The organism is Pseudoxanthomonas sp. (assembly GCF_002863005.1).
Classification (GTDB): Bacteria; Pseudomonadota; Gammaproteobacteria; order Xanthomonadales; family Xanthomonadaceae; genus Pseudoxanthomonas_A.
In genome coordinates, this window is the sequence record NZ_PKDG01000025.1 from 20100 (window position 1) to 45867 (window position 25768).

Here is a 25768-nt window from a genome sequence, read left to right on the forward strand (position 1 = left end):
CGGGCGGGCGGGGCGTACAGGGTTTGCCGCTAGAATGACGGCATGGACCTGTCTCCGTTCGATGTTCTGAAACCCCTCGCCGGTCGGGCGCTGGAAACCGCGCTGAACCAGGCGCTGGCGCTGGATCCCGACATGTCCGCGGCGCTGCTTCCGCTGGAAGGTCGCCGTATCCAGCTGAGCGTCGATACCCCGCCGCTCGCGATGGACATCACCGTCGGTGGCGGTCTGCTGCAGGTGGGACCTGCCAGTGAAGTCCTCGAAGCCGACCTGACCGTGCAGAGCACGCTGGGTGGCTTGCTGGGCCAATTGCCTTTCTTCCGCCGCGACCACGCCACGCCTGTCGGCAAGGTCAAGGTATCGGGCGATGCCGACCTCGCGCGCCGGCTGCAGACGTTGGCTACCCGTTTCGACCCCGACTGGTCGCTGCCGTTCACCCGTGTGTTCGGCGATGTCATCGGCGTGCAGTTGGCGAACGCGGTCCGCGCCGGCCTGCAGCAGGTGCGCACGGCCTCCGCCAACCTGGCCGAGAGCGCCGCCGACTATGTCACCGAGGAATCGCGCGACGTGGTCGGCCGCGAGGAACTCAATGCCTTCCATGACGACGTCGATGCGATCCGCGACGATGTCGAGCGCCTGGCGGTCCGCGTCGGCCGCCTGGCGGCGCGCGTGGAGCATCGCGCATGAAGTCCGTGCTGCGGGCCAGCCGCATCGGTCGGGTAATGCTGCGCTATCGCCTCGACGACCTGCTCGACGGTACCCCGGTCGAGCCCTGGCTCCGCCTGGCGCGCCCGTTCGTCCCGCGGGCATCGGCCGAAATAGCGGCGCAGGCACGCGGCGCGCGCCTGCGGCTGGCGCTGCAGGAACTCGGCCCGATCTTCGTCAAGTTCGGCCAGATCCTGTCCACCCGCCGCGACCTGATCCCGCCCGACATCGCCGAAGAGCTGACCCTGCTGCAGGACCGTGTCGCGCCCTTCGACGGCGATCGCGCACGCGCGCTGGTCGAAGAGGAACTGGGCCGGCCCATCCACGAGGCGTTCGAGCACTTCGACACGACGCCGCTGGCGTCCGCCTCGATCGCGCAGGTACACGCGGCCACGCTGCCCGGCGGGCGCGAGGTGGTGGTGAAGGTGCTGCGGCCCGACATCCGCAAGCAGATCGCCGGCGACATCGCGTTGCTGGAAAGCGTCGCCGCCATCGTCGAGCGCGCCCATCCGAACGCCGACAAGATTCGCCCGCGCGAGATCGTCGCCGAGATCGAGAACACGCTGGCGGCCGAACTCGACCTGCAGCGCGAGGCCGGCAATGCCAGCCTGTTGCGGCGCACCTGGTCCGAGTCGCCGGACCTCTACGTGCCCGAGGTGATCTGGTCGCACACCGCCGAGCGCGCCATGACCATGGAACGCGTGCGCGGCATTCCGTCCGACGACATCGTCGCGCTGGACGCCGCCGGCATCGATCGCCGCGCGCTGGCGGCCAAGGGCGTGCGCGTGTTCTACCAGCAGGTGTTCCGCGACAATTTCTTCCATGCCGATGCGCATGCCGGCAACATCTGGGTGGACCCGGAACGCAGGACCGATCCGCGCTTCATCGCGCTGGATTTCGGGATCATGGGCCAGCTTTCGCGCGACGACCAGTACTGGCTCGCCGAGAACTTCATGGCCATCTTCAACCGCGACTACCGCCGCATCGCCGAGCTGCACGTGCAGGCCGGCTGGATGCCGTCGCACATCCGCATCGACGAACTGGAAGCCGCCGCGCGCGCCGTCTGCGAACCGTATTTCACCCGCCCGCTCAGCGAGATCTCGCTTGCCGAGGTGCTGGCCAAGCTGTTCCGCACCGCGCAGCGCTACGAGCTGACGCTGCAGCCGCAGTTGATCCTGCTGCAGAAAACGCTGCTCAACATCGAGGGCGTGGGCCGCCAGCTGGACCCGCAGATCGACATCTGGGCCGTGGCCAAGCCGGTGCTCGAGCGCATCCTCCTGGAACGCTACAGCCCGCAGCGCGCCGCGCAGGAATTCCGCAAGCGGTTGCCGGAAATCATGACGCACGCACCGGACATGCCGCGCCTGGTGCACGCCTGGCTGAGCCAGCAGGTGGACGGCCGCCATGAACTGTCGCTGCGCTCGAAGGACCTCACCGACCTCGCGCAGACCATGAAGGGCATGCAGCGCCGCGTGGTCGCCGCCATCCTCGGTGTCGGCCTGCTGATCGTGGCGGCCGTGCTCTATGGCCTGGAAGCAGGCGGCCCCAGCATCCTGTCGGTGCCCGCCTCCGCATGGATCGCCGGCATCGGCGGCCTGTGGGCCCTGCTGGCGGCGTGGCCCAGGCGGTGAAGCGAGGAATGAAGAAAGAGACGTGAGCAGTGAGCGAACGCTTCGACGCCCTTACTTGCTCCTCACTCGTCGCCCAACCACCAGCCACCAGCCCAGCCACACCTGCACGGGCAGTGTCAGCAGACAGGCGAGAGTGAACCAGCGTGGGAAGTCATCCCACGCCATTCCCGTCGCGTAGACATCCAGCGCCAGGTACAACGCGAACAGCGCCCACGCATGCGCGGTCTTCGCTACCGCGGCGATGCCGACCATCAGCGCGCTGCCCGCCACGCCGGCCAGGCACACCCACAGCAGGTCGTACGCCAGCCGCGCATCGCCCCCGCGCGGCAGGCCCAACAGCGCGGCGAGTTCGCCGCCGGCCACGTTCACCAGCGGAATGGCGAGGAAGGCGAGCACCAGCGCGGCGACGCTGCGCAACACGACGATCACGCGGTTCTGCATGCTGACGCGTTCGAGGGGGACAGGCCCCATTGAAGCATGGCGGCTGCCGCGTTGACGCGGGCGCAACGATTCCTTCGCGTGGCGTGCGCGCGGCGCGCGATAGGGTGATGCTTCATTCGCACGGGAGTTCTCCCCATGAGCCACCTGACCGGCAAACGCATCGCCATCCTCGCTACCGACGGCTTCGAGCAGTCCGAGCTGACCGAACCGATGCGGGCCCTGAAGGAACACCAGGCCCAGGTCGACATCGTCTCGCTGGAAAGCGGGCGCATCCAGGGTTTCAAGCACTTCGACAAGGGCGACCAGGTACCGGTCGATCACGTCCTGTCCGAGGTGAGCGCGAAGGATTACGACGCCCTGGTCATTCCAGGTGGCCTGTTCAATCCCGATGCCCTGCGCGTGAACGACCAGGCGCTGGCATTCACCCGTGACTTCTTCGAGGCGGGCAAGCCGGTGGGCGCGATCTGCCACGGTCCCTGGGTGCTCGCCAACGCGGACGTGCTGAAGGGTCGCACCGTCACGTCGGTGCCGAACATCCGCAAGGACCTGGAGAATGCGGGCGCGAACTGGAAGGACGATGAGGTCATTGTCGACAAGGGCCTGGTCACCAGCCGTACGCCGAAGGACCTGCCTGCGTTCTGCGCCAAGCTGGTGGAGGAGATCGCCGAAGGCCAGCACAGCGGACAGCGACGATCGGCCTGATCCGGCGGGACGCCTCGCCAGTCAGTGCGGCGAGGCGGGTTTACTGGTCGGCGCGGGACCGGGTTTGCAGTACGGCAACGGCAGCGGGCCGTAGACCTTGGTCGTGCCAGCGAAGCCGCCCTGTTGCACGATGTAGACGGCATTCGTCTGAACGTCGACATGCAGGAAGTGCTGGTATCCATCCGCCACCGGCCCGGTGTCGGACAGCATGACCCCAGCGGCGTGCCGGCGACCCTGCGGCAGCGCTGTCATGACCGGCCAGCGCTGCTGTATGCCATAAGGGCCCACAAAGGGCTTCAATCGCGCGAGAGCGCATGCCGCAGCCGCTTGCTCGCTCATGACCGGTGGTGGTGGCGCAGGCACCGAAGCCGCTCCCGTCGCATGCATCAGCACCAAGGCAATGAACGTTGCGGAAGGGATGGTCTTCTTCATTTCGTCGATGCCTCGCGGCGACTCACCAATGAGATGCTGCCCGCCTCGATCAGCCAGTTGCCCTCGGACGTGGCTACATAAAGCGGTGTTCGTGCCCACAGGCTCCAGAACACGTGCACTTCCGTGGGCGTGGGATCCAGCAAGTGCGTGATCACCAGGGCGACTGTCTCTCTGGCTTTGTCCTCGGGCGGGCGCTCCAGTGCGATGCAGGTCCGCGTGAAGGGCCGCTGCTTGATGATGTTCTCTCCCGACGCATCGATATCAACGCGATAGCTGCCGCCGATCGGGACCACGCCGTGTTGTGTCGTCCCAGGCAGCAGATAGACATTCCAGCCGCTCGCGTCGTTGGCAGCTGGAAGCACGACCGTGTTGTACGTCCGCGAGCAGGGCTCGAACGTCGCCGTAGACGCCGTCGTGCGCGCATGCGCGGCGCGCAGTTCGTACTCCGTCAGTGCGGCGGGCTCGGCGAGCGCAACGGCGTCTCCCACGACGCGGCCGCCAGCCGATACCGTAGCCCGGTATCTTGAGCGAGGTACCGGCTCGCTACTGACGAAGGTCACCACGATGCCTTCCTCGCGCTGTTCGGTGATCCAGCCTCCCAATCGTCCCCGCTTTCCGTCTTCCCGGAACGACTCGATTCCGGTTACGGCATCGGAAGCGACCGCTGCCGCTTGGTCATGCAGGTAGATCGCCCGCCCGGCGGCTTCCGCATCGAGCAGCGCCTTGGTGACCTGTGCGTCGCCGACAGGCGCAGGCGTCTCCTCCTGTGCGTGTGCGAACGGCGCGGCGACGAAAGCAGACAGCAACCAGGCGGAACGGACGGCAATGCACTTCATTCCCCGCATGATCGAACTTCCCGGTTCCCCGATGGAGCGCGACGTTACCGCAGTTCTTATACTGGAGCGAGTCGAGCCGGAGGATCACCATGCCACTGCTGCGTTCACTACTGATCGGGATGATCCTGGCCACCGTCGCCATGCCGGCCATCGCGGACGAGACGCCGCTCCGCATCATGAGCTTCAACATCCGCCTGCCCGTCGAAAGCGATGGCGTGGATTACTGGGGGACGCGCAAGCCGCTCGCCGTGCGCATGTTGCGCGAGCAGCAGCCCGACGTGATCGGCCTGCAGGAGCTGGTGAAGCTGCAAGCCGAATACCTGGCGAGCGAGTTGCCGCAATACGCCTGGTTCGGCCGCGGCCGCAACGCCGATGGCGCCGGCGAGCACATGGGCGTGTTCTACCGGAAGGACCGGCTGAAGGTCGTCGAATCCGGTGACTTCTGGCTGTCCGACACGCCCGACGTGCCGGGCAGCATCACGTGGAACCATCTCTATCCGCGCATGGTGACGTGGGCGCTGTTCGAGCAGCGCAGCGACGGCAAGCGCTTCTACTTCTTCAACACCCACCTGCCGTACCGCGAGCAGGACGAAGCAGCGCGGGTGAAGGGCGCGAGCGCCATCGCGCAGCGCATCGCCACACTGCCCGCGAACGTGCCGGTGGTGCTGACCGGCGATTTCAACACCACGCCGGACAGCGAGGCGCATGCGGTGCTCGCCCGCACGTTGCAGGATGCATGGACGACAGCGCCGCGCGTCGAGGGCAGCGACGCCACGTTCCACGCGTTCACCGGCAACCCGGACCGCCGCATCGACTGGATCTTCGTCCGGGGCGTGCAGCTGGAATCGGTCGCCTCGGTGACGACACGCTGGAACCAGCGCTATCCGTCCGATCACTTCCCGGTGGTGGTGACGCTGCGCTTGCCTTAAGCCTGGGCTGCCTGGCGACACCGCGCCGGTGAAGCTCGATGTGAGACAAATGGAGCGCTGAATCCCGTCGATGGCTTTCCGAGCTTCGCGGCTGGAGCTCGATGCGGGAGAGATCGAGCTCCCGAGTCCCATCGATGGCTTTCCGAGCTTCGTTGATGGGGCTCAATGTGAGACAGATGGAGCTTCCGAGCACCATCGACGGAACTCCGAAAGTCATCCCCATCGCATTCCGAGCTCCACCGATGGCGTTCAGAGCTTCGTGGATGGAGCTCGACGTGAGAGAGATCGAGCTCCCGAGCTCCATCGATCACATTCCGAGCTCCGCGCCTGGAGCTCGATGTGAGGCAGACGAAGCGCAGAGCTCCATTGATCGAGCTCCGGGCCCCATCGCCGGGCTCCGAGGCCGGTGTAAGGGTTAATGGGGGGGCGGAGGGGGCTCGCCAGGTCTCGCGACGTTCTGGCGCGCGATGACGGCTTTTCCCTTCGCCCCGCCTGCGGGGAGAAGGTGCCCGGAGGGCGGATGAGGGGCGGGCGCGATGGTCGGTCACGCGGGATGTGTCGTCGCGGCCGCCTCTGGCGACAGTACGGGCGCGGTGTACGTCGCCTCTCCGTTCGCCCCTCACCCGCCTTCGGCACCCTCTCCCCGCGCGCGGGGAGAGGAGAACATCTGCAGGGGAGAGGGGAACATCTGCGGGAAAGGATCTTCTGCGAGCGTGAAAACGAAAACGGCCCCTTGCGGGGCCGTTCCGTGTCACTTGATGCGATTTACTTCGTGGGTGCCGCCGCGGGGGTTGCCGCCGCCTTCCGGGCGAAGTCGCCCGCCAGGAATACGCTCAGCGCCTCTGGCTTGAAGTGCTTGCGGATGGCGGCATTGACCTGGTCCACCGTCAGCGCCGCGTACTTCGCGTCCAGATCGGCGGTGAACTGCATCGTGCGGCCATAGAACAGCTGGTCGGCCAGCATGCCGGCGACAGTCCCGTCTTCGGCGCGCGCCTGCTGGCGCTCGGTCAGCGTGCCGGCCACGGCGTCCTTCAGTTCCTCGGCGGTGATGCCGTCCTTGACCAGCTTGGCCAGCTCTTCGCGCACCAGCGCTTCCACCTTCGCCATGTTCTCCGGCGCGGCGATGGCCTGGATGCTCAGGCTGCCGGCGTCGTCCTTGCCGCTCGGGCTGTCATCGGCGCGCACGCCGCTGGACACGCCGTAGCTCAGGCCTTCCTGCTGGCGGATGCGGTCGCCCAGGCGAGACTTCAGCGCGCCGCCACCGAAGATGCGGTTGGCGACCACCAGTGCCGGGTAGTCGGCATCGGTCACCTTCAGCGGCAGATTGTGGCGGGCCAGCAGCACCGCGTTGGGCTTGTCCGGCGTTTCGAAGCGCGCCTGCTTCGCCGCCACGTCGGTGTACTGCGTGGCGATCGGGGCGTAGGGCTTGCCCGAGGTCCAGCCCGCGAAAAGCTGTTCCAGCTGCGCGCGCACGGCAGCCGGGTCGAAGTCGCCGACGATGGCGATCTCACCGTTGGACGTACCGTAGAAATCGCGATGGAACGCGCGGACGTCGTCGAGCTTCAGCGCCTTCAGCTCGGCCAGCGATTCGTCCAGCGTGCGCGCATGCAGCGGATGGCCGGCCGGCCAGGGGTCGAAGTATTCCCCCAGTGCGCGACCGACGATGGCGCCGGGCTCGAAGCGCGAGGCTTCCATGCCGGTGAGGGCCTGCGTACGCAGCTGTTCGAACTCGCTCTCCGGAAAGGCCGGGTTGCGCAACACGTCGGCGACCAATGCCAGGGCATCGGCCAGGTGCTCGCGCCGCGTCTGCAGGCCGATGCTCGCGCCCTGCAGGCTGCCGCCCACGCTGCCCTGCGTCTTCAGCTGTTCCAGGCGCTGGTCGATCTGCTCGCGCGTCATCGTCTTGCTGCCACGCATCAGCATGGCGCCGGCGATGCCGGCGGCGCCTTCGCGACCCTTCAGGGCAGCCTCGTCGGCGAAGCGGAAGTTCGCATCGACGATGACGGTGCCGCCGCGGGTCTTCTTCGGCAGCAGCGACACCTTCAGGCCGCTGCCGAGGGTGAAGGTCTGCGTGCGCGCATCGATGTTCTTCGGCGAGGGATCGAACACTTCGCCGGCACTTACCGCGGCGCGTCCGGTGTAGCCGTCCACCAGGGTGGCCACCGCCGGTGCAGCCGGGATCTCCACGCGATCCGGCGTGGGCGTGGGAACGAAGCGGCCCAGCGTGCGGTTGCTGGATTTCAGGTAGGCAGCGGCGACGCGGTTGACGTCGGCCACGGTGACCTTTTCCACCGCATCGCGGCTGGTGAACAGCAGGCGCCAGTCGCCGGCGGACTGGAACTCGGACAGGCCCATGCCCACGGCATTGACGTCGGTGAAGTACAGCTCGTACGCGTTGGCGATGCGCTGTTTGGCTTCATCGACTTCCTGCTGGGTGATCGGGCGTGCCGCGAGTTGTTCGACCTGCTTCAGCAGTTCGGCTTCCGCCTTGGCCGCATCGCCGTCGTTGGGTAACACGGCGATGGCGGTCAGCAGGCCCGGGTCGCGCATGGACTCGCCATTGGCACCGGCGGCCGCGGCCAGCTTGGCTTCGACCAGGGTCTTGTGCAGGCGTCCGCCCGGCGTGTGGCCCAGCACGTTGGCCAGCACGGTCAGCGGAGCGCTGTCCGGATGCGCGAGCGCGGGCGTGTGGTAGGACGCGGCGACCAGTTTCAGGTTGCCGACGCGGCGCACGGTGACTTCGCGCTCGCCGTCCTGCGCGGGTTCGACGGTGTAGAAGCGCGGCAGCACGCGCGCAGGCTTTTTCACCGGACCGAAATGGCGCGCCACGCGTGCGAGCACGTCGGCGCTGTCGATGCGGCCAGCGACCACCAGGGTGGCGTTGTCCGGCTGGTACCACTGGCGGTAGAACGCCTGCAGCTTGTCGATCGGCACGCCTTCCACGTCGCTGCGCGCGCCGATGGTCGTGTTGCCGTAGTTGTGCCACAGGAAGGCGGTGGAGCGGATGCGCTGGAACAGCACCGCGGCGGGATTGTTCTCGCCGGCTTCCAGCTCGTTGCGGACCACGGTCATCTCGCTGTCGAGGTCCTTCCTGGCGACGTTCGAATTGACCATGCGGTCGGCTTCCATCTTCAACACCCACTCCAGGGTGTCGGTGTTGGCCGGGAAGGAGGCGAAGTAGTTGGTGCGGTCCAGGCCGGTGGTGGCGTTGAAGTCGATGCCCCGCTTCTTCATCTCGCCGCTGATGTCAGCCTGCGTGGGCGTGCCCTTGAACAGCAGGTGCTCCAGCAAATGGGCCATGCCGGTCTCGCCGTAGTTCTCGTGCACCGAACCCACGCCGTAGACCAGGTTCACGGTCACGGTGGGCTTGGTGGCATCGGGAAACAGCAGCACGCGCAGGCCGTTCGACAGCGTGTACTCGCTTATGCCCTCGATGCTGGGGCCGGCGGCGACGCCCTTCGGCAGCGCGGCGGCGGCATCGGCCCAGGCCGGCTGGCCCAGCGCGAGCGTCACGGCCAGGCCGAGTGCGACAATGAAACGGGGTGACTTCATCCTCAATCCTCCTTCAGGGCCGCGTGCGTCCATCGCGTGCGGCGAACCCCGAGTTTCGCAGATTTGGAAGGCACGCAGATTCATGGATTACGGTGAGACGAAATCGGACGATGGCGCAGTGCCCGTGCTGTATGCGGATGCGCAGATCGCAGTGGTCAACAAGCCCGCGGGCGTGATGGCGCACGACAGCAAGCTCGCCGGCGGCGAGACGGACTTCGTCGCCGACCGACTGCGCGCGCAGTTCGGCAAGCCGATCTTCCTGATCCATCGGCTCGATCGCGCGACCAGCGGCTGCCTGCTGGTGGCGTTCGACCGCGAGAGTGCCTCGACGCTCGGCAAGGTGCTGATGTCGCGCGAGGTCGAGAAGGATTACCTGGCCGTGTGCCGCGGCTGGCCGGAGCCGGATTTCACCGTCGACCATCCGCTGGATGGCGGCCCGGGCAAGCCTGAGAAGAAGCCGTCGGTGACGCGCTTCGTGCGCCTGGCCACGGGCGAGCTGCCGCTGCCGTCCGTCGGCTTCGAGACCTCGCGCTATGCGTTGTTGCGCTGCCAGCCGGAGACCGGCCGCTTCCGCCAGATCCGCCGGCACCTGAAGCACGCGTTCCATCACCTCATCGGCGATACCAGCCACGGCGATGGCCGCCACAACCGCAACTTCCGCATGCAGGGCGTGCACCGCATGCTGCTGCACGCGGTGCGGTTGTCGTTCGCGCATCCGTTGACCGGCGCGCGCATCGAGGCGGTGGCGCCGCTGGATGCGGAGTTCCGCAAGGCGTTCGCCCTGTTCGGGTGGGAAGAGGACCTGCGCTGATTCCGTAACGCCTTGATGCGGAAGGGATGCGGCATTTGCCCGATGACGCCGCAGCACGGTGTCGCGAAGGTGGGGCTCCTTTCCCCGGAGCGCGCCGCCATGTCCTCTCCCCGCATCTACGACCTGCCCACGCGGGTCTTCCACTGGACCTTCGCGGGCTTGTTCGCCGCCGCGTACGCCATCGGCAGTACGGTCGATGACGAGTCGCCGCGGTTCGTGCTGCACATGCTGGCCGGTGGTCTGCTGGGGACGGCGGTACTGCTGCGCCTGCTGTGGGGCGTGGTGGGAACACGGCATGCGCGACTGTCGGACTTCAGTCTGGGCCCCGCCGCGTTGGGACGCTATCTACAGGGCGTGCTGTTTGGGCGGACACGGGCATGGGCGGGACACAACCCTGCCTCCAGCTGGGCTGCGCTGGCGATGATGGGGCTGGGGCTGGGGCTGGCGGCCACCGGACTGACGATGGTCGCGGGGCGCGCGCCGCACGCCGTGGAGGAAGTTCACGAGGTGCTCGCCAACGCTTTCCTGGCCGTGGTGTTGTTGCATGTGGCCGGCGTGCTGGTGCACGTACTGCGACACCGCGACGCACTTCCGCTGAGCATGGTGACGGGGCGCAAGCGCGGCATTCCCGCCGGAGAGACCGATGTGCGTCCGCACGCGGGGGTGGCGGTCGCGTTCGTGGCGGTGCTGGTGGCGGTGGGCGCAGGTGTCGCGAGTCGCTACGATGCCAACCGTGGCCGCGTCACGCTCTTCGGCCAGACGCTGATGCTTCGTGAGGCCGACGAAGACACCGGACAACGGAGCGGGGACCACGACGAGCAGGCCGACCAGGACGCGCATGCGCGCGGGGAGCAGACCGAGCATGTCTCCCACGGTTGAGCATCGCCCCCTGCGGGGCAGCGAACGCAGCGTCATTGCAGGCGTCCTGCTGCTGATCGCGCTGCTGGTGGTCACGGATGTCGTGGGCGATCTGCGGCAGGGCGCGTCCGCCTGGCATGTGGCACTGGAGATCCTCGCCGCCGGGCTGGCCCTGCTGGGCGCCATGCACTTGCTGCGCAGCGCGCTGCGCCTGCGCCGTCGCCTGGTCCGGCAGGCGGAAGATCTCAGCCAGGTACGCGCACAGGCCGACGCGTGGCGGCAGCAGGCGCGACGGCATGTGGAAGGACTGTCGCGCTCCATCGATCTGCAGCTGGATGGATGGCGCCTGTCGCCCGCCGAGAAAGAAGTCGCCTTCCTGCTGCTGAAGGGGCTGGGACTGCGCGAAATCGCGGAGCTGCGCGGCACCCACGAGAAAACGGTGCGCGCGCAGTCGGCGTCGATCTACGCCAAGGCCGGGCTGGCGGGACGTTCGGAACTCGCTGCGTTCTTCCTCGAGGATCTGCTGGTGCCGCGTGGCGCCACAGATGCAGGAATCAGCCGACCCGCAGTGCCGCCAGCACCATGAGCCCCACGGCGCACAGCATGCCCACCAGCCACGACAGGCTGCGCAGCGTGTGCTTGTCGGAGAGGTAGAACACGCCATGAAGCACGCGCGCGATGACGAAGCCGATGGCCAGCGGCGAAATCGTGTCCGCCGGTACGCCGGCCAGCTGCGCCATCAGCACGCCGGCGACGAAGGCGGGGAACGCTTCGAAGCCGTTGAGGTGCGCCGCGTTGGCGCGCTGCACCTTGTAGTTGCCTTCCTGCTTGGCGACCCATGCGCGCGGATTGCGGTTGTTGTAGCGCTCGCCCGAGCGCTTGGCGATGAAGACCCACAGGTACGGCAGCAGGGCGGTGACCAGGATGCACCAGTAAGCGATGGACATGATGTTTCCTCCGAGGATGGCGCAGGGTAGTGGGTACGGCAGTGGGGCGTCCATGCTTCTGCTTCTCTCCTCCGTGGCCGGGGGGAGAGGGCCGGGGTGAGGGAACGCGATGGAATGGGATCGGGCGCGAGGCAAACTGTTGTGGGAGCGACGTAAGTCGCGATGGGCCACCGTTAACGCCTCATCGCGACTTACGTCGCTCCCACAGGAGAAAGGGCCAGTCGATCGCAGGGCCGGGAACCAAAGAAAACGGCGCCTTGCGGCGCCGTTTTCGTGTGTGTCCGACTGCAGCGAGGCTCACTGCTTCGCCGGTTCGGCCTTCATCATCCTGTCGCGCGCGGCCTTGAAAGGATTGCCTTCGTACCAGTTCGGCCAGGTGCCGGCGACGGCCAGGTCCTTGCCAACGCCGTACAGCGCCTGCAGGTCCTGCACGACGCCGTCCAGCTTCCATCCCGCGTGCATTTCGTCACTCGGCTGGTGGTAACGCTTGGCGTACTCCTCGCTCGCCGCCTTGCCGGCGTCTACGCCGCCTTCCAGCAGGTCGTTGCCGCCCTTGGCGTACAGCGCCGGCACGCCAGCCTTGGCGAAGTTGAAGTGGTCGCTGCGGAAGTAGTAGCCACCCGCCGGATTGCCTTCCTCGGCCAGCACGCGCCCCTGCTGGTCGGCGTACACCTTCAGCATGTCTTCCAGCTGCGAGTTGCCCTTGCCCGTGACGACGAAGTCGCGCGACTTGCCGCCCACGCTCATCGCGTCGAGGTTGATGACGCCCGCGATCTTGTCGAGCGGGAAGGTCGGGTGCGCGACGTAGTACTTGGAACCCAGCAGGCCGGACTCCTCCAGCGTCACCGCCACGAACACCACCGAGCGCGCCGGCTTCGGGTCCTGGTGGGCGAACGCCTCGGCGATCTCCAGGATGCCGGCCACGCCGGTCGCGTTGTCGACCGCACCGTTGTAGATGTTGTCGCCCTCTTCGCCTTCATGCTTGCCCAGGTGGTCCCAGTGGGCCATGTACAGCACGGCTTCGTCGGGCTTGCTGGCGCCCGGCAGCACGCCGATGACGTTACGCGAGGTCTTCTCGGTGATGCTGCTCTTCAGCGTCGCGGACACCTGCGCCTTCAGCGGCACCGGCTTGAAGCCGCGCTTGCCGGCGTTCGCATAAGCCGCGTCCAGGTCCAGGCCGGCATCGGCGAACAGCTGCTTCGCGGCGTCGGCACTCAGCCAGCCCTGCAGCGGGATGCGCTTTTCCGGATCGTCCTTCGCCGGCAGGTCGTACTGCGGGCCGGCCCAGGAGTTCTTCACCACGTCCCAGCCGTAGCTGGCGCCGGCGGTGTCGTGCACGATCAGCGCGGCGGCGGCGCCCTTGCGCGCGGCTTCCTCGAACTTGTACGTCCAGCGGCCGTAGTAGGTCATGCGGTTGCCGCCGAACAGCGTCTCGTCCTTGCCATGGAAGCCGGGATCGTTGACGAACATCACCACGGTCTTGCCGGTCCAGTCCTGGCCGGCGTAGTCGTTCCACTGCTGCTCCGGCGCATCCACGCCGTAGCCCACGAACACCAGCTCGCTGGCATCCAGCTTGACGTCGGTCTGGCCGGTGCGGGTGCCGATGACATAGTCGGTGCCGAACGTCAGGTCGCGCGCGCCCTTGGCCGTGGTCAGCTTCAGCGTGGTGGCGGATTCGTCCGCGGTGGTCTCCACCATCGGCACGTCCTGGAAGTAGCTGCCGTTGTTGCCCGGCTGCAGGCCGATGCGCTTCATCTGCGTCTCGAGGTAGGCGGCGGTCTTCTCTTCGCCGGCCGAGCCGGGCGCGCGGCCCTCGAATGCGTCGGACGACAGCGTCTTCACCATGTCGGCGAAGTCGGCCTCGGTGATGTCGGCGGTGAAGGTGTGCGCCGCGGCGGGCGGCGTGGCGGCTTCGGGCGCTGCGGCGGGCGCCTCGGGTTCCTGCTTGCACGCGGCCAGGGCGGCGGTGGCGGCAAGCACCAGCATCAACTTGCGGGGCATCGGGATTCCTCAACGAACGGAATCCCGATTCTAGCCACAATGGGCGGCCCGGACCCGTGCCGGACCGCCCGTGCGCGGGGTTACTCGGTAGGTGCGGTGTCGGTGCTGAACGGTTTGGCGGTGGCGCCGGTCACCGGGCCGATCTTGGCGCTGGTGTGCACGTACAGCACGACCGGACGCTCGAACACCAGCGGGCCGGTCACCTCGGCGTTGGGGCCGATCACGATGCGCGGCGGCTTCTTGTTGTCGGTGTTGAAGAAGCCCGTGGACTTCTGCACGCGCAGGCCGCCGCGGACCTTCGAACCGACGCCGACGGTGATGTCGCCGCGCACCGTCGTGATCTCGCCGCCGACCTGCGTGCTGACGATGCCGATGGCGCCGTTGACGGTTTCGATGTCGCCACCGACCACGCCGCCGCGATCGATGAAGATGCTGCCGTTGACCGTTTCGACGTCCTTGCGGACGTTGACGTCCTTGCCCGCGCGGATCGAGCCGTTGACGGTCTCCAGCGATTCGGCCACGGCCTTGTCGCCGATGTTGATGCTGCCGTTGACGGTGCTGGCGTCTTCGGTGGTGGCGCCTTCGCCGATGCGGATGCTGCCGTTGACGGTGTCCAGGTCGCCGTAGGTCTGGCCGGCGTCGGCGGTGATGCTGCCGTTGACCTTGGAGATTTCCTGCTGCGCCAACGCGGGCGTGGCGGCCAGGGCCAGGGTCAGCAGCAGGGCGGTGCGGGGACGGATCATGGGGTTGCCTCTTGGGTGGTCTCGTATCGGTCTGATGCACCGGCGTGACGGAGGGTTTAAACACCGCCGTGCCGGAGTGGATGGCACCATGCTTCGCTACAATCGTCACCTGCCTGAAGTCACTGGAATCTCGCCCGTGTCCGCATCTGCCCCGTCCGTGAAGCGCCCCAAGCCTGTCGTGCTGTTGATCCTGGATGGCTGGGGGCACCGTGAAGATCCCGCCGACAACGCGCTGGCGCAGGCCGATCTGCCGAACTGGCGCCGCCTGCTGGCGACCGCGCCGCACACGTTGATACATACCGAAGGCCGCCATGTCGGCCTGCCGGACGGTCAGATGGGCAATTCGGAAGTGGGCCACATGAACCTGGGCGCAGGCCGCATCGTCTACCAGGACCTGACCCGCATCGACGCCGCGATCGAAGACGGCAGCTTCTTCGCCAACGCCGAGCTGGTCGCCGCGTGCGACGCGGCCAAGGCCGACGGCAGGACCCTGCACGTGTTCGGCCTGCTGTCGCCGGGTGGCGTGCACAGCCACGAGCTGCACATCTTCGCGATGCTCGACCTCGCCAAGCGCCAGGGCGTTCCGCGCGTCGCGGTCCACGCCTTCCTCGACGGCCGCGATACGCCGCCCAAGTCGGCCGAGCCCAGCCTGCGTGCGCTGCAGGATCGATGCGCGACGCTCGGCAACGCGCACGTCGCCTCGGTCAGCGGGCGCTACTACGCGATGGACCGCGACAAGCGCTGGGACCGCGTGCGGCTGGCGTGGGATGCGATGGTCGAGGCGAAGAGCGAGCACCATGCCGCCAGTGGCGTCGCCGCGCTGGAAGCCGCGTATGCGCGCGGCGAGAACGACGAGTTCGTGTTGCCCACCGTCATCGACGGCGCAACGCCGATGGCCGATGGCGATGCGGTGGTGTTCATGAATTTCCGCGCCGACCGCGCGCGCCAGCTGACCGCGGCGTTCGTGTCGCCGGCGTTCGACGGCTTCGAGCGGCGCGTGCCGGCGCTGGCGCGTTACGTCTGCCTGACCGAATACGACGCCAAGCTGCCGGCGCCGGTGGCGTTCGCGCCGGACGACCTGCGCGAGACCTTCGGCGAGCTGCTGGCCGAACACGGCCTCACCCAGCTGCGCATCGCCGAGACCGAGAAGTACGCGCACGTGACGTTCTTCTTCAGCGGCGGCCGCGAGGACGTGTTCGCCGGCGAGGAGCGCATCCTGGTGCCGAGCCCGAAGGTCGCGACCTACGACCTGCAGCCGGAAATGAGCTGCCCCGAGCTGACCGAGAAGCTGGTGGCGGCGATCGGGTCGGGCCGGTTCGACGCGATCGTCTGCAACATCGCCAACCCCGACATGGTCGGCCACAGCGGCGACCTGCAGGCGGCGATCCTCGCCGCGCAGGCGGTGGACAAGGCGATCGGCGAGGTCGATGCCGCGGTGCGCGCCGCGGGTGGCGCACTCATCATCACTGCGGACCACGGCAATCTGGAAATGATGCGCGACCCTGACACCGGCCAGCCGCACACGGCGCACACCGTGGGTCCTGTCCCGCTGGTTTATGTGGGCGAGCGCGCGGCGACGTTGCGCAGCGGCGGTGCGCTCCGCGATGTAGCGCCCACGCTGCTCGACCTGCTCGGCCTGCCGCAGCCGGCCGACATGAGCGGCCGCAGCCTGATCGACCCCTGATGCCGCACCGCACGCGCGCCGCAGGCTTCGCGATCGTGCTGGCCGCGCTCTCGGTCGTCGCGGTCGCACCTGCGCAGACGTCCCGCGAGGCCGAGCAGAAGCTGCAGCGCGTGCGCAGCGAACTGAAGTCGATCGCGCAGGAGCGCCGCAAGCTGGAGGGCGAGCGCGGGACGGCGTCGCGCCAGCTGCGCGATGCCGACGAGCAGGTCGGGCGCACCACGCGCTCGCTGTCCGATACCGAAGCGGCGTTGCGCCGCGAGGCTGCGGCGCTGGAGGAGCTGCAGCGAAAGCGCGATGCCATGCGCGCCCAGCAGGCCGCGCAACGTGCGCAGCTGGCTGCCCTGGTGCGCGCAGCCTACCAGCGGGGCGACGACGCGCCGCTGAAGGTCCTGCTGTCGCAGGATCGCGTGGCCGACGCCCATCGCCTGCTGGCCTACCATCGCTATGTGCAACGCGACCAGGCGAACCGCATCGCGTCGCTCAACACCGAGCTGGCCGCCCTGGACGAGGTGGAGCGCGACATCGTCGCCCGTCGCGCGGACCTGGACGCCGCGCGCGCACGGCAACGCCAGCAGGTGACGCAGCTGGAAAAGGACCGCAGGACGCGCGCCCTCCTCGTCGCCGACCTCGACGAGCGTTACCAGGATCGCGCCGCCAAGGAGAAAGCGCTCGGCCAGGACGCACGCTCGCTCGAGACACTGCTGAAAAACCTGCGTGCGGCGGCCGCCCGCGCCGACGCCGAACGCCGTGCCGCCGCACGCCGCGCCGCGGCCCAGGCCGCGGCGGCGAAGAAGCGTGACCCGGCCAGCACCGGTGCGCGCCCATCGCGCGACAACGCCCCCCCGCGCCCGGCCGTAGCGTCTGCGCCGCCACTGAAGGTCGGCGGACTCGGCTGGCCGGTGTCGGGCAGCCTGCTGGCGCGCTACGGCGGTCGCCTGCCGGACGGCCGCGCCAGCACCGGCGTGCTGATCGGTGCGCCCGCCGGCACCACGGTCACGGCCGTGGCCGACGGCACGGTGGTCTTCTCAGAGTGGATGACCGGCTATGGCCTGATCCTGATCCTCGACCATGGCAACGGCTACATGAGCCTGTATGCGCACAACGACAGCCTGCTGAAGGACAGTGGCGTGCAGGTGAAGCGTGGCGAGGCCGTCGCGCGCGTCGGCACATCGGGCGGACAAGGGCAGGCTGCCCTGTATTTCGAGCTGCGCCGGAACGGACAGCCGGTCGATCCGGCCTCGTGGCTGCAGCGGCGATGAACGGTGCTGGCGCCCGTAACTCCGCTTGAACATCCGCGCCGCGCGGGTTCACGCATAATCCGGCGAACGTCGCGCCGCGCCGCGACGTCCTCGCAAGCCTCACCCGGAGTGTCCGCATGACGCAGCGTTTTCCCCTGGCCATCCTGACCGTCGCCCTGCTCGCCGCCACGCCGGCATGGGCACAGCAGCAGGCGCCGCTGCCGGAGACGCCGCCGGTGGTCGCGCCCAGCGACGACCCCGACGCGGCGGAGACCGCGCCGGCGAAGGTGCCGCTGGAGGAAATCCGCCGCTACGTGGCCGTGTTCAACGCGGTCAAGGAAGCGTACGTGGAGCCGGTCGAGGACAAGAAGCTGATGCAGTCCGCGATCCGCGGCCTGCTGCTGGACCTGGATCCCCACAGCACGTATTTCGACAAGGCCGACTCCGAAGCCTTCGACGAACAGGCCAACGGTGCCTACGAAGGCATCGGCGTCGAACTGATGCAGCAGCCTGACCGTACCCTGCTGGTGGTGTCGCCCATCGACGACACGCCGGCGGCGAAGGCGGGCATCAAGTCGGGCGACCTCATCACCGCCATCGACGGCAAGCCGATCAGCGCCGACGACGGCATGGAGCCGCTGCGTGGTGCGCCGGGCAGCAAGATCGTACTGACCATCGTGCGCGACGGTACCCCCAAACCCTTCGACGTCACCCTGGTGCGCGACACCATCCGTGTGACCAGCGTACGCAGCCGCCTGCTGGAACCGGGCTATGGCTACCTGCGCATCAGCGCGTTCCAGACCGATACCGCGGCCGACTTCCAGAAGCAGATCGACAGGCTGCAGCAGAACGGCAAGCTGCGCGGGCTGGTGCTGGACCTGCGCAGCAATCCCGGCGGCCTCCTGCTCGCCGCCGTGCAGGTGGCGGACGATCTGCTCGACAAGGGCAACATCGTCAGCACGCGCGGACGCATGTCGATCAGCGACTCCAAGTTCGATGCCACGCCCGGCGACCGCCTGAACGGCGCACCGGTCGTGGTGCTGGTCGATGCCGGCTCGGCCAGCGCATCGGAAGTACTGGCCGGTGCACTGCGCGACAACAACCGTGCGCGCGTGGTGGGCAGCCGCACCTTCGGCAAGGGATCGGTGCAGACCGTGCTGCCGCTGGACAACGGCGATTCGGTCAAGCTGACCACGGCGCGCTATTACACGCCCAGCGGCAAGTCGATCCAGGCCAGCGGCATCGTGCCGGACTTGGTCGTAAAGCCCGAGCAGGGCGGCAAGCCAGGCGCCGCTGTCCTGGGCCAGGATGGCCAGCTGTACATCACCGAAGCCACGCTGCCGGGCCACCTGCGCGGCGATGAAGAAGGTGCCGCCGGTTACACGCCCGGCGATGTGCTGGATGGCGAAGCGCCGATCCAGGCCGCGTTGGCGGAGCTGAAGAAGGTTGCCGCGACCGCGAAAGCGGACAGCGCGGGCAGTACCTCGCGGCGCTGACGGCGCGCGCCCGTCACCGGGCGCTCGGCTCCGCCTCCGCGGCGCTCGCACTGCGCATGATGCGGTTGAACAGCGGCGTCGCCATCAGCGTGGTCAGGATGGCCATCACCACCAGGATCGAGAACAGGCTCGGGCCGATGAGCCCCGCCTGCAAGCCGATGTTGATGATGATGAGCTCCATCAGGCCGCGCGCATTCATCAATGCACCGATCGCCATCGCATCGCGCGAGGTTTCGCCCGCCAGCCTTGCCGCGGCCCAGCACGCGACGGCCTTGCCACCGAACGACGCCAGCAGGATCGCGATCGCCGGCAGCAGCATCGCCGCATCGAAGACGAGCGACAGCTGCGTCTTCAGTCCCGAGTAGGTGAAGAACAGCGGCAGCAACAGCACGACGACGACCGTCTGCAGCGTCGCACGCAGGCGGTCGGTCAGCGCGCCGCGGGGCAGGCAGATGCCGAGCACGAAGCCGCCGAACACCGCATGCAGCCCGATGGCATCCATCGCCCACGCGCAGAAGAAGAACAGCGCCATCACTACCGCGAAGGTCTGTGCAGGCAACGGCCCGTCGAGCGGCACGCGGTTGGCCAGCGGCCGCAGCCAGCGGCGCCCGACCGACAGCATCAGCGCGAGATACACGATGCCGCCGATGATCGCGATCCAGGCCTGGCCCCAGCTTCCTCCGAAACTCGCCAGCACCACCGCCAGGATGCACCAGGCCGCCGCGTCATCCATGGCGCCGGCCGTCAGTGCCAGCGTGCCCAGCGGCGAGCCCGCCAGGCCGCGCTCCTGGATGATGCGCGCGAGCATCGGGAAAGCGGTGATCGCGATGGCGGCGCCCAGGAACAGCGCGGTTTCCAGGAAGCGCGCCTGCGGCGAGAACAGCCCCGGCACCTCGTGCAGCCACGGCGCCAGCGCGAAGGCCAGAGCGAACGGCACGGCGATGCCGGCCCACGACACCGCCAGGGCGCTGCGGTAGCGCGCCTGCAGGTGGGCCACGTTGAACTCCGTGCCGACCAGGAACATGTAGAGCCCCACTCCCACCTGCCCGCCGACATACAGCATGTCCAGCGAGGCCGCCGGGAACAGCGCGCCCTGCATGCCCGGGGCAAGCGCGCCGAACAGGGAGGGTCCCAGTGCCACCCCCGCGATCATTTCCCCGACCACCTGGGGTTGGCCGATGCGTCGCGCCAGCGCGCCCGCTGCCCGGCACGCCAGGATGATCACCCCGACCTGGAGGAAAAAGTAGACCGACAGTTGGGGTGTGGACATCGTCGCCTGCGTTGCCGGATTGCGGACCGGTCAGCGACGCATCATAGGGTCACGGACAACGGGCCAGGAACACCCCGTGCGGCTCAGCGCGGCTTGGCGGGCAGCGGGAACGGCGTCACCACCTTCTCGCCGGTGGTGGCATCGCGGATCGCGGACTGGCCTTTCCGCTCCACTTCCTCCACGCGGATGATGCTCTGCATGGGCAGGTGCAACACCTTGGTCGCGCCGAATTCGTCGCGCAACCGCTCTTCGGTGGGATCGACCACCAACCCTTCGTGGAGATCGAACACCAGGTCGGCGACTTCGGTGAAGCCCCACAGGGCGCTGGCGGCGACACGGCGCGCGTACAGCTCGTAGACCTTGGTGTGGTTGTGAAAGGTGATCTTGTAGAGCGCGTTCTTCATGCGGGGATTATAGGAGCGAGGGCAGGGAAGTGAGAGGAAAGAAGTGGGGCGTGAGCAAAGGCTGTACTGCTCACTCCTCTTCCCTCACTCCTCCCCTCAGTAGCCTTGCCGCTTCCGCATGCGGCGTGCGATCGCCGCGCGCACGAACAGGGCGAAGACCACCCCGAACAGGAAGCCGGCAATGTGCGCCCACCACGCCACCGCACCGAACGCCGGGCCGGTATAGGCGAACACCACCTGCAGCAGCGCCCAGATGCCGATCAGCAACGAGGCGGGAGCCTTCACGAACTCCAGGAACAGGCCCAGGGGCAGCACCACGCCCAGCTTGGCGGCGGGGAACAGGGCCAGGTAGGCGCCGATCACGGCGGAGATCGCGCCGCTGGCGCCGATGATGACGCGGTCCGGAGTGCCGATGCTCAGTACCGCCGCCACGTTGGCCACGGCACCGCCGACGAGGAACAGCAACAGGAAGCGCCACGGCCCCATCGCCCGCTCCGACGGCAGCCCGAAGATCAGCAGGAACACCAGGTTGCCGAGCAGGTGCGCCCAGTCCGCATGCAGGAACAGCGCAGTGAACAGCCGCAGCACCGTGCCGCTCTGCAGCGACGCCAGCCAGACCTCCGGGGCCACCATGCCGCCGGTCAGTGCGCCCCAGCGGATCAGCAGATCGCCCTGTGCCGCATCTCCCCGCGTCAGCGCCCAACAGAACGTCGCCGACAGCAGGACGAGCAAGGTGGGCGTGGCCCAGCGGACGGGCGCCTTGCGACGGGAGGGGAGCGAAACGAACATGCGGCGGAACTCTACCTGCTCACCGTCCGGCTGCCCATGGTGCATCGCGACGAAACTGAATAGGGGCAATGACTTACGACGGATTGTTAGAGTTTAGTTAGCGGGTATACTGCATACGGCGTCGTATGTCGGGAGGGGCTTCCGGCAGGTCGAAAGGTGGACAACACACCCCGGCCTTCGCGACGCAGACGATCCTTGTACCCACGTCTCCGGAGAGATACAGATGGAATTCACCAAGAACCTGACCCGCGTCACCGCGCTGGCACTCGGCATCGCCGGTGTCCTCGCCTATGGCGATGTGCACGCGGCCGCCTTCCAGTTGAAGGAAAACAGCGTCAAGGCCCAGGGTCGCGCGATGGCCGGCTCGGCCTCCGCCAAGGGCGACGCTTCGGTGGTGGTCAACAACCCCGCCGTCATGTCCACGTTCACCGAGCGCACGCTGCAGGCCGACCTCACCGCGATCGACCTGTCCTACGAATTCTCCGGCGACGGCACCGCCGCGACCGGCACGCCGTTCCAGCAGCCGCTGACCGGCGGCAATGGTGGCGACGCCGGTGACGTGGCCGCCGTGCCCGCCGCGTCGTTCATCCTGCCCCTGAGCGGCGACTTCGAGTACCTGACGCTCGGCATGATGATCAGCGCGCCGTTCGGCCTGAAGACCGAATACGACGACGGCTGGAAGGGCCGTTACCACGCGCTGGAATCGGACGTGAAGATCGTCGACCTGACGCTGGCCGCATCGCTGGAGCTGAGCGACAGCTTCTCGGTCGGTGCCGGCCTGATCTACGAGCACGCCGACGTCACCCTGTCCAACGCCGTGGATTTCGGCACCATCGCCTGCAGCCGCAGCCCTGCCGCGTGCGTCGGCCCGACCGCGCAGTTCGGCCCGCAGCGCAATGACGGCTTCGCCAGCATCAACGGCACGCACAACGGCCTGGGCTGGATCGTCGGTGTCAACTGGCGTCCGAGCGACAAGTGGTCGCTGGGCTATTCGCACCGTTCCGAAGTCGACCACGAGCTGGATGGCGACTCCGTGTTCGAAGTGCCGGCCAACGTCCGCGCCGCGCTGGGCAACAGCGTCTTCATCAACGGCGGCGGCGGTGCCGACCTGACGACCCCGGCGGTCGATGCGTTCAGCGCCACCTACTACGCCACCGACCGCTTCACCGTCATGGCCGAAGTCACCCGCACCGACTGGTCGTCGCTGCAGGAGATCCGCATCGAGTTCGACAACCCCGCGCAGCCCGACTCGGTCGAGGAGTACAACTGGGACGAGAACTGGTTCTACTCGATCGGTGGCGAATACAAGTTCAGCGATGCGTTCACCTTCCGTGCCGGCGTGGCCCGCGACGACTCCCCGGTGAGCCGCCCGTACCGCACCCCGCGCCTGCCCGACCAGGACCGCATGTGGTACTCGCTGGGCCTGACCTGGAACGTGTCCGAGCACTTCGAGCTGAGCGCCAGCTACGTGAAGATCGACATCGTCGATACGCCCGAAGTGGACCTGACCACCAGCACGCGCGCGCGCCTGGTCGGCGACTTCGAAGGCGGCGCCGACCTGTTCGGTGTGTCGATGCAGTACAAGTTCTGATCGCACCACGGATCCGGACCACGAGAAACCCCGCTTCGGCGGGGTTTTTCTTTGCCTTCGCAAGCGCGCGGTCCGTGGCGTGCGCCGTGGGCACGACCCGCGGTGATGGTTCACGCATGGTGCTCATGGCGCACGCAACGCCGGCACCCGCCCGGCATGGCGCTTTGAACCCCCTCTCCCGGCGGGAGAGGGGTTGGGGTGAGGGTCAGGCGGAGTGGTGGAGGCTCAGCGGTCCGCACACCCGCATCCGGCGCCCCGGCCACGCCACGCTGTATCGCGCACGGGGCAGGCTCTCTTCCTGGAGTGAGAACATCAAGCAGCCATAGCGTGCGCTGAGCGCACGGCGCGCGGTGATGGGTTCAGTCGTCGTGCGCGTGGCGCACGCTACGTCCGTCAGGCGCTCGAACCCGTCTCCCGCCGAGAGCATCCAGCGCACAGCGCACGCGTTGCCGTCAGTACGGCAGACCCGCCACGTCCAGGTCGATCGACCACAGGCTGGCCGCGCCGGTGAGGAACAGCGTGCGCCGGTCCTCGCCACCGAAGGCCGCGTTGGTGATGTTCGCATCCACGCGGATGGTCGCCAGAACCTGACCGGTCGGAGAAAGCACGCGCACGCGCCGTTCGCCGTGTTCGGTCACGTAGATGTTCCCCAGGCAGTCGATGGCCAGGCCATCGCCGCCGCTGATGCGTGCGAGGTCGCGTCCGTCGCCCGGCATGCCGTTGCGCAGGGGATAGGCGCGCAACACATCGCCGTCGTCGGTGCCGCCGGCCACGTACAGGGTGCCGCCCTCCGGCGACAGTGCGATCCCGTTGGGGTTGCGCAGTGTGTCGTCGACCACGTTCGTGGTGCCGTCGCGATAGCGGTACACCCGCGTCAGCGGCTGGCCACCGGGCGCGGCCTTGCGCTGGTAGTCCGGGTCGGTGAAGTACAGCGTGCCGTCGGCGGCCATCACCAGATCGTTCGGCGAATTGAACGGCGCGCCCTCGAAGGTCGAGACCAGTGCCGTCCGCGTGCCGTCGTCCAGATCGACGCGCGCAACCTGCTTGCGGTCGTGCGTGGCGGCGATCAGGTGGCCTTCCGTATCCAGCGCAAGCCCGTTGCTGCCACTGTCCTCCACCGCGGTCTCCCAGCGGTCCGGCGGCGTGAAGCGGCGGATGCGCGAGGGAAAGCGGCCGCTATGCACGAAATCCGACAGGTACAGCGCGCCGTCCTTCCACACCGCGCCCTCGTACAGGCGGTCCTGGCCGTCGTCGGCCTTCGCGGCGGCCACGCGCGTGGCCGTCAGTTCGCCCGCGGGTGCGCGACCCGGATCGGCCGGGCAGACCGAACGGTAGGCAGATGCATGAGCGAGCGGCAGGGCGCCGCACAGGACGAGGGCGAGGGCAAGGCGATGGCGTCGCGGCATGGCGGTCTCTTACTCAGGCGGGATGCCAGCGTACCTCGATCCGGTTGCGCCCCTTGTGCTTGGCGTCGTAGAGCGCCTCGTCGGCGAGCCGGATCAGCGTTTCGCAGGGGGCATGGCGGTCGGCGGAGAACGAGATGCCCAGGCTCACGGTGACGCGGATGTTGCGATGGGCGGGCGCGAACTCCAGCATCATCACCTGCCGGCGGATGCGTTCGGCCAGGGCGTGCGCGGTGTCGGCCTGCGTGTTGCGCAAGACCAGCATGAATTCCTCGCCGCCCAGCCGCGCGAACAGATCCTCGCTGCGGATGCAGCCGCGAACCACGTCGGAGAAGCGCTGCAGTACCCGGTCGCCGGTTTCATGGCCGTGGTCGTCGTTGACCGCCTTGAAGTGGTCCAGGTCCAGCACGATCACGGCAAGCCCGTGCTCCCCGGCGGCGCGCGTGCCGAGCGCCTGCAGCTCGTTGTCCAGCCCGCGCCGGTTCAAGGCGCCCGTCAGCGGATCGAACAGCGCGCCGCGCCGCAAGGGCTCCGCCGCACGGAAACTGGCCAGCATCAGCATGCAGAAATTGAGCAGGAACCAGATGGACAGGTCCAGGTTCACCCACATCGGGTTGGGGCCGTAACGTCCGGTCAGCGCGGCCAGCAGGTCTCCTCCGTACAGCCACAACAGCACCCCGCAACCCACGATCATCAGGCGCGCCGGGACGTGGTCGGGCGCACCGCGCAGCGCGAACAGATGCCGCACCATGACCAGCAGCACGATCACTTCCGTGGCGCTCATCGCCGCGCCCTGCGCCTCCACGCCGCCCCCCAGGGCCACGCCAGCCAGCGAGAAGCCCAGGCACAGCGGCAGCAATGCGCGTTCCCACAGGGCCAGCGCGCGCTGTTGCACGAACTGGATGATCGACCACGCCAGTCCGACCAGCCCCGCGCACGCGAGCACGCCACCGGCACCGGCGATGCCGTCCGCGAGCGATTCATTGCCGGCGCGCACGAGCGTCTGCGCCGTGCCATCCAGCATCGCCGCGCCGAGTGAATAGAGGAAATGCGCCACGCCCCAGGTGGTGATGCCGCGCACGCCGCGCGAGACCCTGCCCACGTAGAGGAACAGCGCCAGCAGCACGGCGGCCAAGGCGCAGTCGCTGAGCAGCAGGTTGTAGAAGTCGGTCGTCATGCGTCGGTTGGAGCCCTGCTGGCCTTTGAACATCCTGTCGCTGCAGGAACGCAGGAAACGGTGCATTCCGGCAGGCTCGCTGCGCGATGCTGGCGCAGTCGCGGCGGAAGTTCAGCGACGGCGACCACGGA

General features: G+C 68.1%; 22 protein-coding genes and 1 pseudogene. 11 read left to right on the forward strand and 12 right to left on the reverse strand.

Annotated elements, in window-relative coordinates; all coding sequences use genetic code 11:
• Positions 1–42 precede the first annotated feature (42 nt).
• Positions 43–684, forward strand: a complete 642-nt coding sequence (locus CYU89_RS12000) for an SCP2 sterol-binding domain-containing protein (RefSeq protein ID WP_296281308.1) — start codon at positions 43–45, stop codon at positions 682–684.
• Positions 681–2333, forward strand: coding sequence for a ubiquinone biosynthesis regulatory protein kinase UbiB (ubiB, locus tag CYU89_RS12005; protein WP_296281310.1), 1653 nt, complete (start codon positions 681–683; stop codon positions 2331–2333). The genes CYU89_RS12000 and ubiB overlap by 4 nt, the downstream gene beginning before the upstream one ends.
• Before the next feature lie 51 nt (positions 2334–2384).
• Here ubiB and CYU89_RS12010 read toward each other — a convergent pair whose 3' ends face one another.
• Positions 2385–2804: a hypothetical protein gene (locus tag CYU89_RS12010; RefSeq protein ID WP_296281312.1), complete on the reverse strand. Its 420-nt coding sequence runs from the start codon at positions 2802–2804 to the stop codon at positions 2385–2387.
• 105 nt (positions 2805–2909) lie between these two features.
• Here CYU89_RS12010 and CYU89_RS12015 point away from each other — a divergent pair, with 105 nt between their 5' ends.
• A complete protein-coding gene (locus tag CYU89_RS12015; protein ID WP_296281314.1) occupies positions 2910–3476 on the forward strand; it encodes a type 1 glutamine amidotransferase domain-containing protein in 567 nt (188 codons plus the stop codon).
• A gap of 21 nt (positions 3477–3497) precedes the next feature.
• Here CYU89_RS12015 and CYU89_RS12020 read toward each other — a convergent pair whose 3' ends face one another.
• Together CYU89_RS12020 and CYU89_RS12025 are read right to left on the reverse strand one after the other, a co-directional pair.
• Positions 3498–3908 (reverse strand): hypothetical protein, encoded by a 411-nt coding sequence (locus CYU89_RS12020; RefSeq protein WP_296281316.1) that lies wholly within the window; start codon positions 3906–3908, stop codon positions 3498–3500.
• Positions 3905–4744 carry a hypothetical protein gene (locus tag CYU89_RS12025; RefSeq protein WP_296281317.1) on the reverse strand — a complete coding sequence of 280 codons (840 nt, stop codon included), beginning with the start codon at positions 4742–4744 and terminating at the stop codon, positions 3905–3907. The genes CYU89_RS12020 and CYU89_RS12025 overlap by 4 nt, the downstream gene beginning before the upstream one ends.
• Positions 4745–4833: 89 nt before the next feature.
• On the opposite strand from CYU89_RS12025, the gene CYU89_RS12030 reads away from it, so the two are divergent.
• Positions 4834–5673 (forward strand): endonuclease/exonuclease/phosphatase family protein, encoded by an 840-nt coding sequence (locus CYU89_RS12030; protein WP_296281319.1) that lies wholly within the window; start codon positions 4834–4836, stop codon positions 5671–5673.
• A 765-nt stretch (positions 5674–6438) separates the two neighbouring features.
• Here CYU89_RS12030 and CYU89_RS12035 read toward each other — a convergent pair.
• A complete protein-coding gene (locus CYU89_RS12035; RefSeq protein WP_296281320.1) occupies positions 6439–9225 on the reverse strand; it encodes a pitrilysin family protein in 2787 nt (928 codons plus the stop codon).
• Between the two features lie 82 nt (positions 9226–9307).
• On the opposite strand from CYU89_RS12035, the gene CYU89_RS12040 reads away from it, so the two are divergent.
• The 3 genes from CYU89_RS12040 to CYU89_RS12050 all read left to right on the forward strand — a co-directional run bounded on the left by CYU89_RS12040 (position 9308) and on the right by CYU89_RS12050 (position 11480).
• The gene (locus CYU89_RS12040) at positions 9308–10036 is read left to right on the forward strand and encodes a pseudouridine synthase (protein WP_296281322.1); all 729 of its coding nucleotides are present in this window, start codon (positions 9308–9310) and stop codon (positions 10034–10036) included.
• Positions 10037–10135: 99 nt separating this feature from the next.
• The gene (locus tag CYU89_RS12045; RefSeq protein ID WP_296281324.1) at positions 10136–10915 is read left to right on the forward strand and encodes a cytochrome b/b6 domain-containing protein; all 780 of its coding nucleotides are present in this window, start codon (positions 10136–10138) and stop codon (positions 10913–10915) included.
• Positions 10899–11480, forward strand: coding sequence for a helix-turn-helix transcriptional regulator (locus CYU89_RS12050; RefSeq protein ID WP_296281327.1), 582 nt, complete (start codon positions 10899–10901; stop codon positions 11478–11480). Before CYU89_RS12045 ends, CYU89_RS12050 begins: the two co-directional genes overlap by 17 nt.
• Here the strand turns inward: CYU89_RS12050 and CYU89_RS12055 are convergent.
• The 3 genes from CYU89_RS12055 to CYU89_RS12065 form a co-directional block, all read right to left on the reverse strand.
• A complete protein-coding gene (locus CYU89_RS12055; protein WP_296281328.1) occupies positions 11449–11841 on the reverse strand; it encodes an MAPEG family protein in 393 nt (130 codons plus the stop codon). The genes CYU89_RS12050 and CYU89_RS12055 overlap by 32 nt on opposite strands.
• Positions 11842–12138: 297 nt before the next feature.
• Positions 12139–13842 carry a M28 family metallopeptidase gene (locus CYU89_RS12060; protein WP_296281329.1) on the reverse strand — a complete coding sequence of 568 codons (1704 nt, stop codon included), beginning with the start codon at positions 13840–13842 and terminating at the stop codon, positions 12139–12141.
• Between the two features lie 80 nt (positions 13843–13922).
• Entirely contained in the window at positions 13923–14582 is a 660-nt protein-coding gene (locus CYU89_RS12065) for a hypothetical protein (protein WP_296281412.1), read from the reverse strand.
• Positions 14583–14721: 139 nt separating this feature from the next.
• Between CYU89_RS12065 and gpmI the strand changes: the two genes are divergently transcribed.
• The 3 genes and pseudogenes from gpmI to CYU89_RS12080 all read left to right on the forward strand — a co-directional run.
• Entirely contained in the window at positions 14722–16269 is a 1548-nt protein-coding gene (gene gpmI / locus CYU89_RS12070; RefSeq protein WP_296281330.1) for a 2,3-bisphosphoglycerate-independent phosphoglycerate mutase, read from the forward strand.
• A complete protein-coding gene (locus CYU89_RS12075) occupies positions 16269–17528 on the forward strand; it encodes a peptidoglycan DD-metalloendopeptidase family protein (RefSeq protein WP_296281331.1) in 1260 nt (419 codons plus the stop codon). Before gpmI ends, CYU89_RS12075 begins: the two co-directional genes overlap by 1 nt.
• A gap of 116 nt (positions 17529–17644) precedes the next feature.
• A pseudogene (locus CYU89_RS12080) lies at positions 17645–18982 on the forward strand (S41 family peptidase); the annotation flags it as partial.
• A gap of 34 nt (positions 18983–19016) precedes the next feature.
• Here the strand turns inward: CYU89_RS12080 and CYU89_RS12085 are convergent.
• The 3 genes from CYU89_RS12085 to CYU89_RS12095 form a co-directional block, all read right to left on the reverse strand.
• Positions 19017–20273, reverse strand: a complete 1257-nt coding sequence (locus CYU89_RS12085) for a cation:proton antiporter (RefSeq protein ID WP_296281332.1) — start codon at positions 20271–20273, stop codon at positions 19017–19019.
• An 83-nt stretch (positions 20274–20356) separates the two neighbouring features.
• Positions 20357–20677, reverse strand: coding sequence for a DUF1820 family protein (locus tag CYU89_RS12090; protein ID WP_296281333.1), 321 nt, complete (start codon positions 20675–20677; stop codon positions 20357–20359).
• 96 nt (positions 20678–20773) lie between these two features.
• The gene (locus CYU89_RS12095) at positions 20774–21466 is read right to left on the reverse strand and encodes a rhomboid family intramembrane serine protease (RefSeq protein ID WP_296281334.1); all 693 of its coding nucleotides are present in this window, start codon (positions 21464–21466) and stop codon (positions 20774–20776) included.
• 223 nt (positions 21467–21689) lie between these two features.
• On the opposite strand from CYU89_RS12095, the gene CYU89_RS12100 reads away from it, so the two are divergent.
• Positions 21690–23057: an outer membrane protein transport protein gene (locus CYU89_RS12100; protein WP_296281335.1), complete on the forward strand. Its 1368-nt coding sequence runs from the start codon at positions 21690–21692 to the stop codon at positions 23055–23057.
• Positions 23058–23509: 452 nt separating this feature from the next.
• On the opposite strand, the gene CYU89_RS12105 is transcribed toward CYU89_RS12100, so the two are convergent.
• Complete coding sequence (locus CYU89_RS12105) at positions 23510–24463, reverse strand: SMP-30/gluconolactonase/LRE family protein (RefSeq protein ID WP_296281336.1); 954 nt, start codon at positions 24461–24463, stop codon at positions 23510–23512.
• A gap of 13 nt (positions 24464–24476) precedes the next feature.
• Positions 24477–25637: a GGDEF domain-containing protein gene (locus CYU89_RS12110; RefSeq protein ID WP_296281337.1), complete on the reverse strand. Its 1161-nt coding sequence runs from the start codon at positions 25635–25637 to the stop codon at positions 24477–24479.
• Positions 25638–25768 lie beyond the last annotated feature (131 nt).